Here is an 8,349-nt window from a genome sequence, read left to right on the forward strand (position 1 = left end):
TCAGAGACTTGGTATTCATTTTTCGTCTTGCGACGTTAAGAATCCATGTCACTTTGAGTGCCCACACAGATTGTCTGATAAATTGTTAAAGAGCAGTGCAACGCGGCTTTCAGCTCACCGTTGCGAGGTCCCGTATATTACGTTTTCCTCATTCAGAGTCAAGCGATTATTTTCACTTTTCTCTGTTGGCATTCATCTCTGAACTCCGCTAACCCGGCGGCTTGCAAGCCGTTGTTCCGTGTCAGTGGAGGCGCATTATAGGGAGTTCTCAGACGTTGACAACCCCTCTTTAAAAAAAAACTTTCAACCGTCTCTTTTTTGCTCAAAACCGTGCTACAGCGCCAGTTTTTCGAGCGTTTCAAAGCCATAACGGCGTAAAACGGGTAAAAGTTGCTCAGTCTCTTTCGTAATGGCCATGCAAAACGCGATATTCGCATCGGTAGATTTCGCATCCGGCGCTTCATGCTCCAGCAGCCAGGCCGTACGACGGGCGATTGCCGCACCGGAATCCACTAGGCGCGTCCCCTCCGGAAGCACTTCTAATAGCTCTTCCTGCAATAGCGGAAAGTGGGTGCAGCCCAGCACAACCGTATCCGGTGGTTCGGGCATACGCAGCCACGGACGAAGAATACGACGCAGCTCTTCAAGCGATACCGTCTCGCCGTGCAGTTTCGCTTCCGCCATCTCCACCAGCTCTGCGGAGCCAAGCATTGCAATCTGGCATTCGTTAGCAAAACGGTCGATCAGCTCGCGGGTATAAGGACGCTTCACCGTGCCACGCGTGGCCAGTAACCCTACGATGCCGTTAGCCGTGAGGCGCGCGGCAGGCTTTATGGCAGGAACAACGCCCACAACCGGGAACTGGAATTTTTCACGCAGGGCAGGAAGGGAAACGGTGCTCGCCGTATTACAGGCAATGACCGCCAGCGAAAGGGGATAGCGCTTTTGTACCGCGGTGACGATTTCAACCACACGCTCAACGATAAAGTCTTCACTCTTTTCCCCATACGGGAAAGCGACGTTATCGAAGGCGTAGATGTAATGGAGATCCGGCAGGAGATGCCGAATCTCATCATAGACCGAAAGCCCACCGACGCCGGAATCAAACACCAGCACGGTGGGACGCGGATTAGAAGGTGTAGCTGCCAGACAAGGTGTATTCCCGTCCTGCAGTTTGGTAGCCATAAACTGTCTCGTAATCTTTATCGAACAGGTTGGCTATTTTACCACGAACTGTGAGATGTGAGGTGACAGGATATGAAACTGCGACATCCCAAAGGCTCACACCGCCCATTTTCACTTTCTCTGACGGATAAGAACCAAAATCAGTGTCGTAACGCGTGCCGAGATAGTGATACGTCAGGCTCCAGTCGAAATCATAGATCTGCGTATCGAGCTGATATTTCACCTGCTGCTTAGCACGACGGTCCAGAAGTTCGTTGGTCGCTGCGTTGCGGGCATCCACATAGTCGTAGCCAACGGTATGCGTCAACGGACCCGTATCAAATGAAGCTGTCGCCTCCACACCCTTAATGCGTGCTTTGCCGACGTTGTAATATTGCTGAAGGTTATTATTGAAGTCGATGAGATTTTCAACGTCATTACGATAGCCGGACACGCGCCAGCTCACGCCTGCCGTCAGGCCTTCAAACGCCCCTTCCCACTGCTTGCTCTCTTCTGGATCAAGATGGTCATTGCCATAGAAGCCATAGAGTTGCCCCAGATTCGGTGCTTTATAGGCCGTGCCATAAGAAGCAATGAAGCGGTAACCGTCCACGAACTCCCACGCTGCACTGCTTTGCCAGGTGCCGTGGCGACCAAACTGCGAGTTGTCATCGCTGCGAACCGCCCCTTCCAGGGTGAAATCACCCAGTTGCTGCAGTCCGGTCAGGTAGACGCCGGTATTACGCAGGTCGTAGCCGTTGGTAACGTAGTTTGTACCCGGCTCGGTGCTCTGCTTCTGCCAGTCAACGCCCGCGCCAATGTTCCCGTGACCCACATCAACAGAGTTGAGCCACTGAACGTTGTACTGTTTGATTTCATCCAGTGTGGCCGTTGAATCGTAACGGCCCAAATTTGGATCGTAGTTATAGTCCTTGCTATGGCTATAGCTGGTGAGCAGCTGTGAATGGAAGATGTCACCGTTGAAGCGTAATCCTGCGTCCCAGGTCTGGCTATAGAGCTGGCGGGTATCGACCAGTACGTCAGGGGTAAATGAACTGTAGTAACCGTCGTAGGCCGTACGGTTGCTGTAGCCAAAGCCGCGAACAAATCCGCTCCACTGGTCTGAGAATGCGTGATCCAGTGCGCCGTAGAGCGTTTTATTCATAAAGCCGTCGCGATCGGTCTGGGCAAGGCCGCCATTGTTGCCGTCCGCAACCACATCAAAACCTTTGGTATAAGTGTAATCACCCGCAAGCGTGACGCGCGTGCTGTCGCCCAGCGTTTGCTGGGTACTGCCGCCATAATTCTGATAGCCGTGCGAGCCTACGCCGGCATTCAGCGTCGTACCATCCTTCGCGCGGGTGGTAATAATGTTGACTACACCGCCAATTGCGTCAGAACCGTACACCGCCGAACGCGGTCCACGAACATATTCGATACGCTGCACCAGGGAGATTGGGAACTGGCTGAGATCGGACGACCCCGTGACGCCCGCCTGGTTAAGGCGGACCCCGTCAACGAGAATCAGCACGTGGCTGGAGTTTGTGCCACGAATAAAGAGAGAAGAGAGTTGCCCCATCCCGCCATTTTGCGCCGTATCCACGCCAGGCAGGCGACGCATAACGTCCAGCACCGAGGTTGACTGCCAGCGGTCAATATCGGCACGCGTCACCACCGAGGTTGCTGCCAGAATAGTTTTTTCAGGTTGTTCAAAACGATTTGCCGTCACCACCAACGAGTCAGCGCTATCCTGCGCCCAGCCCGAAAATGCCGTGACGGACAGCGCCGTCAACAGCGATACTTTTTTAATCATTGTTAAAGCATCCACAATATAAGAAGGATGCCGCAGGCCTCATCTATAGCACGCGATGATGAAACCAAATGCGACGTGATCCCGGCAGGTCTTCGGGCTGGGTGGCGTTATACGGATGAAGACTTCCCATTTTCACAGTGTCTACAGCTCTCATCCCGCCAGTCTTTACCGCTGCGCGTCAGCTCCAGATTTTCACTGGATTCCCTTTTCACTCTCAGGAGACCGGAAACAGAATGCTACAATTAGACACGTATAGATGTCCAGACAGCTATTGGCCATTAAATCTGGACATCCACTGCACAATCCCTACAATCCCCGCGTAATTCTTTATCATTCAGGACGCATCATGACCCCCGAACACCTCCCGACAGAACAGTACGACGCGCAGCTGGCAGAGAAAGTTGTCCGCCTGCAAAGTATGATGACGCCTTTCAACGCGCCCGTTCCCGAGGTGTTCCGCTCCCCTGTCAGCCACTACCGCATGCGCGCCGAGTTCCGCATCTGGCACGACGGCGACGACCTGTATCACATCATTTTCGATCAGCAGACCAAATCCCGCATTCGCGTGGACAGCTTCCCGGCAGCGAGCGAGCTCATCAACCAGTTGATGACGCTGATAATTGAAGGCGTGCGCAACAATCCGGTGCTGCGCCACAAGCTGTTCCAGATTGACTATCTGACCACGCAAAGCAATCAGGCGATTGTCTCTCTGCTGTACCACAAAGCATTGACCGACGAGTGGCGCGAGCAGGCAGAAGCCCTGCGCGATGCGCTGCGCGCGCAGAACATCAACGTGCACCTGATTGGCCGCGCGACCAAAACCAAAATCATGCTGGATCAGGATTACGTCGACGAACGTCTGCCGGTGGCGGGTAAAGAGATGATTTACCGTCAGGTGGAGAACAGCTTCACCCAGCCGAACGCGGCGATGAACGTGCAAATGCTGGAGTGGGCGCTGAAGGCGACGGAAGGGTCTAAGGGCGACCTGCTTGAGCTGTACTGCGGTAACGGCAACTTCTCGCTGGCGCTGGCGCGTAACTTCGATCGCGTCCTGGCAACCGAAATCGCCAAGCCGTCAGTGGCCGCCGCGCAGTACAACATTGCCGCCAACCATATCGACAACGTGCAAATCATTCGTATGGCCGCAGAAGAGTTCACGCAGGCCATGAATGGCGTGCGGGCGTTTAACCGCCTGGAAGGGATCGATCTCAAGAGCTACCAGTGTGAGACGATTTTTGTCGACCCTCCACGCAGCGGCCTGGACAGCGAAACAGAGAAGATGGTGCAGGCGTACCCGCGCATTCTGTACATCTCCTGCAACCCGGAGACGCTGTGCAAGAACCTGGAAACATTAAGCCAGACACACAAGGTTGAACGTCTGGCGCTGTTCGATCAGTTCCCGTACACGCACCACATGGAGTGCGGTGTACTGCTCACGGCGAAGTAATTAGCCGGCGTTTTTGGCTGGCGGCGCTTCGCTTACCTGCCCTACTCAAGCCTCATTACTCTGGCAGTTGGCTCTTGCGGCTACGCATGCGAGAGCCAATCCAGAACACCAGCGCCACAGACAGTACCGCAGGGAAGAAGTTAGAGCCGATATCCGGATACTCCGCGCGAACCACGGTGCTATACAGCAATACGCCCAGAATAAAGCAGGCGGCGGCCAGACCCGGTAACCCCACCGGCATGGTGCGGTTCAGGTAACGTTGATGCAGGCAGTAAACCGTCAGCACCAGCGCAATAAGCGGGAAAATCGAAAATGGAACGATTGAGCTAAAAATAGCGGCAAACGTGCCATTAATGGATAAGCCAGCGATCAATGCCAGCAACAGCGTCCCTTTATCCTGACCTGACTGTTTCATTACTCACCTTCACTCTTCGGTTTGATGTGCCAGTTTCTCTTGTTCACGGCGATACCAGTAATACGCGCCTTTGGAGATCATCCTGAGCTGCAGTACCAGTCGCTCTTCGAGCTGCTTGCGTTGTTCAATGCTGACATCCAGCGCTTCGGCACCCGCGCTGAATACAATCGTCACCATCGCTTCGGCCTGTGCTTCGGTAAACGCACGCGGCATATGGTTTTCGAGTTCAAGATAATCGGCAAGTTCCGCGATGAAGTGCTGAATTTCCCGCGCGACGGCGGCACGAAACGCAGCCGATGTGCCCGAACGTTCGCGCAGAAGCAGACGAAACGCGTTGGGGTTATTGCCGATAAATTCCATAAAGGTCGACACGGAGGTACGGATCACGCTGCCTCCTTTGGCGATACGCTGACGCGCCTGGCGCATCAGCTGGCGCAGCATGAGTCCGCTCTCGTCGACCATGGTCAGGCCCAGTTCATCCACGTCACGAAAGTGACGATAGAAGGACGTTGGCGCAATCCCGGCCTCGCGAGCGACTTCGCGCAGGCTCAAACTGGCAAAACTCCGCTCAGCACTCAGTTGACTGAATGCGGCTTCCACCAGCGAACGCCGGGTTTTCTCTTTTTGTTGTGCTCTTACGCCCATCACAATAGTTGAATCCTTCCAAAGGCCTGATGGCACTATACCAGAGAATAAAATTAATCTGTTTGCCCAGCTTTGTGAATGATTGTTTACGTGCGGTTTGTGCTCCACTGCCGGAAAAAAGCACAACGATAATTGGGTTACCCTGGTAATGATGTTATGATTCTGTTGCTTTTATGTATAAGAACAGGTAAGCCTTACCATGCCACATTCCTACGATTACGACGCAATAGTTATTGGTTCCGGCCCCGGCGGCGAAGGTGCTGCTATGGGTCTGGTGAAACAGGGAGCCAGAGTAGCGGTCATTGAGCGCTACCATAATGTCGGCGGCGGTTGCACCCACTGGGGCACCATCCCTTCGAAAGCCCTCCGCCACGCCGTTAGCCGCATCATCGAATTTAACCAGAACCCTCTTTACAGCGACCACTCCCGACTTCTTCGTTCCTCCTTTGCCGACATCCTGAATCACGCGGATACCGTCATTAACCAGCAGACGCGCATGCGTCAGGGCTTTTATGAGCGTAACCACTGTGAAATTCTGCAGGGCAACGCGCATTTTGTGGATGAACATACCCTGGCACTCGAATGCCACGACGGATCGGTTGAGACAATCACCGCTGAAAAATTTGTTATCGCCTGTGGTTCACGCCCTTACCATCCGGCCGACGTCGACTTCTCGCACCCGCGCGTCTACGACAGCGACTCGATTCTGAGCCTGCACCATGAACCCCGCCACGTCATTATCTATGGCGCGGGGGTCATCGGCTGCGAATATGCGTCGATCTTCCGCGGAATGGATGTCAAAGTAGACTTGATCAACACCCGGGATCGCCTGCTGGCGTTCCTCGATCAGGAGATGTCGGACTCCCTCTCCTACCACTTCTGGAACAGCGGCGTGGTGATTCGCCACAACGAAGAGTACGAGAAGATCGAAGGCTGTGACGACGGGGTGATCATGCACCTGAAGTCCGGTAAAAAGCTGAAAGCAGACTGCCTGCTGTACGCCAACGGCCGTACCGGCAATACCGATTCATTGCGGCTGGAAAATATCGGGCTTGAGACCGACAGCCGCGGCCAGCTGAAGGTCAACAGCATGTACCAGACCGCGCTGCCGCACGTTTACGCGGTCGGCGACGTGATCGGCTACCCGAGCCTGGCATCCGCCGCTTACGATCAGGGCCGCATTGCCGCTCAGGCGCTGGTGAAGGGTGAAGCAACGGCGCACCTGATTGAAGATATCCCGACGGGTATCTACACCATCCCGGAAATCAGTTCCGTGGGGAAAACCGAGCAGCAGCTGACGTCAATGAAGGTGCCTTACGAGGTGGGTCGTGCGCAGTTTAAACATCTGGCGCGGGCGCAAATCGTGGGGATGAGCGTGGGGACACTGAAGATCCTGTTCCACCGCGAGACGAAAGAGATCCTCGGGATTCACTGCTTTGGTGAACGCGCGGCGGAAATCATTCATATCGGCCAGGCGATAATGGAGCAGAAAGGCGGTGGTAACACCATCGAATACTTCGTTAACACCACCTTTAACTACCCGACCATGGCGGAAGCCTATCGGGTAGCCGCGCTGAACGGCTTAAACCGCCTGTTTTAACGCGCTGTCGAAATGGCCATCCATCGAACCACGGATGGCCTCTGCCAGCTGCTCATAGCGGCTGCGCAGCGGTGAACCCGGACGATACACCAGACCAATAGTGCGACGCGGTTCCGGCTTAATGCACGGCAGGTACACCACACCATCACGCTTACGCTCGCGCGGCACGGCCAGCGCAGGCAGCAGCGTAATACCGCTTCCCGCCGCGACCATATTACGCAGCGTTTCCAGGCTGGTTGCGCGGAAATGGGTATCTTCATCGGCACCCGCTTCGAAGCAGAAGCCCATCGCCTGATCGCGCAGGCAGTGGCCGTCTTCCAGCATCAGCAGCTTTTCCCCGGCCAGATCGGCCATCGGAACGCGATCGCGGTTCGCCCACGGGTGATCTTCATAGATCGCCAGCATCATCGGCTCATCGAACAGCGGCACTTCGATAAAGGCTTCACTCTCTTTTACCAGCGCCAGAATGGCACAGTCGAGCTTGCCGCTGTCCAGCTGCGCCAGCAGCTGATGGGTTTGCGCTTCATGCAGGTACATTTCGAGTTTCGGGAACGTCTGGTGCAGCATCGGAATGATGTGCGGCAACAGGTACGGGCCAACGGTTGGGATCAGGCCAATATGCAGCGGGCCTGACATCGCCTCCCCCTGCTGGCTTGCCATTTCCTTGAGCACTTTGACCTCGCGCAGCACGGTGCGCGCCTGATCCACCAGCAGCAGACCGGCCTGGGTGAACAGCACCTTACGGCTGGTGCGCTCCAGCAGCATCACGCCCAGCTCGTCTTCCAGCTTGCGGATCTGGCCGCTCAGCGTCGGCTGGCTGACGTGGCAGGAATCTGCCGCGCGGCGAAAGTGACGATGCTCGGCTAACGCTACCAGGTATTCAAGATCACGAATATTCATTATTCATCCTCCGTCGCCACGATAGTTCATGGCGATAGATAGCATAGCAACGAACGATTATCCCTATCAAGCTTTCTGTTGAATAATACACCACATAGACGAGGCGGCCCGTGTTTGACCCTTGACGTCCCCGCACCGTCATCGAGTTTCTCTCAAAACTCGAACAACTAAAGCCAACGTGAACTTTTGCGGACCCCGTGGTCCGCTTTTTTTTGCGTAAAAAAGCCCGAGGTAAAAGCAAAATGGCAACCGAAGTTGTAATGCCGATCAGTTAAGGATCGGTTGACCGATCCAGTGGCTGTGTAAGAATCCGGAAATGCTCACCCGTTTCCGGATTTTTTTATGCACATTGGACAGGCTCTTGA

At 54.8% G+C, this 8,349-nt stretch carries 7 protein-coding genes and 1 riboswitch; of the genes, 2 read left to right on the forward strand and 5 right to left on the reverse strand.

Going from position 1 to position 8,349, the window contains the following annotated elements; genetic code table 11:
- Positions 1–333 precede the first annotated feature (333 nt).
- Together murI and btuB are read right to left on the reverse strand one after the other, a co-directional pair.
- A complete protein-coding gene (gene murI, locus URZ40_RS22800) occupies positions 334–1,185 on the reverse strand; it encodes a glutamate racemase (protein WP_116344063.1) in 852 nt (283 codons plus the stop codon).
- On the reverse strand, positions 1,130–2,977 hold the full coding sequence (gene btuB, locus URZ40_RS22805; RefSeq protein WP_166712614.1) for a TonB-dependent vitamin B12 receptor BtuB: 1,848 nt from the start codon (positions 2,975–2,977) through the stop codon (positions 1,130–1,132). The genes murI and btuB overlap by 56 nt, the downstream gene beginning before the upstream one ends.
- A 65-nt stretch (positions 2,978–3,042) precedes the next feature.
- Positions 3,043–3,219, reverse strand: a riboswitch (cobalamin riboswitch).
- Positions 3,220–3,323: 104 nt separating this feature from the next.
- Here btuB and trmA point away from each other — a divergent pair.
- Positions 3,324–4,424, forward strand: coding sequence for a tRNA (uridine(54)-C5)-methyltransferase TrmA (gene trmA, locus URZ40_RS22810; RefSeq protein ID WP_163330980.1), 1,101 nt, complete (start codon positions 3,324–3,326; stop codon positions 4,422–4,424).
- A gap of 55 nt (positions 4,425–4,479) precedes the next feature.
- Here trmA and URZ40_RS22815 read toward each other — a convergent pair whose 3' ends face one another.
- Both URZ40_RS22815 and fabR read right to left on the reverse strand, forming a co-directional pair.
- Positions 4,480–4,839, reverse strand: coding sequence for a YijD family membrane protein (locus URZ40_RS22815; protein WP_008501783.1), 360 nt, complete (start codon positions 4,837–4,839; stop codon positions 4,480–4,482).
- Positions 4,840–4,848: 9 nt separating this feature from the next.
- On the reverse strand, positions 4,849–5,487 hold the full coding sequence (fabR, locus tag URZ40_RS22820; RefSeq protein WP_008501784.1) for an HTH-type transcriptional repressor FabR: 639 nt from the start codon (positions 5,485–5,487) through the stop codon (positions 4,849–4,851).
- A gap of 196 nt (positions 5,488–5,683) precedes the next feature.
- On the opposite strand from fabR, the gene sthA reads away from it, so the two are divergent.
- The gene (sthA, locus tag URZ40_RS22825) at positions 5,684–7,084 is read left to right on the forward strand and encodes a Si-specific NAD(P)(+) transhydrogenase (RefSeq protein ID WP_061096478.1); all 1,401 of its coding nucleotides are present in this window, start codon (positions 5,684–5,686) and stop codon (positions 7,082–7,084) included.
- Here the strand turns inward: sthA and oxyR are convergent.
- Entirely contained in the window at positions 7,067–7,984 is a 918-nt protein-coding gene (gene oxyR / locus URZ40_RS22830) for a DNA-binding transcriptional regulator OxyR (RefSeq protein ID WP_023309664.1), read from the reverse strand. The two genes, sthA and oxyR, sit on opposite strands and share 18 nt — an antisense overlap.
- Between the last annotated feature and the right edge of the window lie 365 nt (positions 7,985–8,349).

Source organism: Enterobacter sp. 296B2 (assembly GCF_034106185.1).
In the GTDB taxonomy this organism is placed as follows: domain Bacteria; phylum Pseudomonadota; class Gammaproteobacteria; order Enterobacterales; family Enterobacteriaceae; genus Enterobacter; species Enterobacter cloacae_N.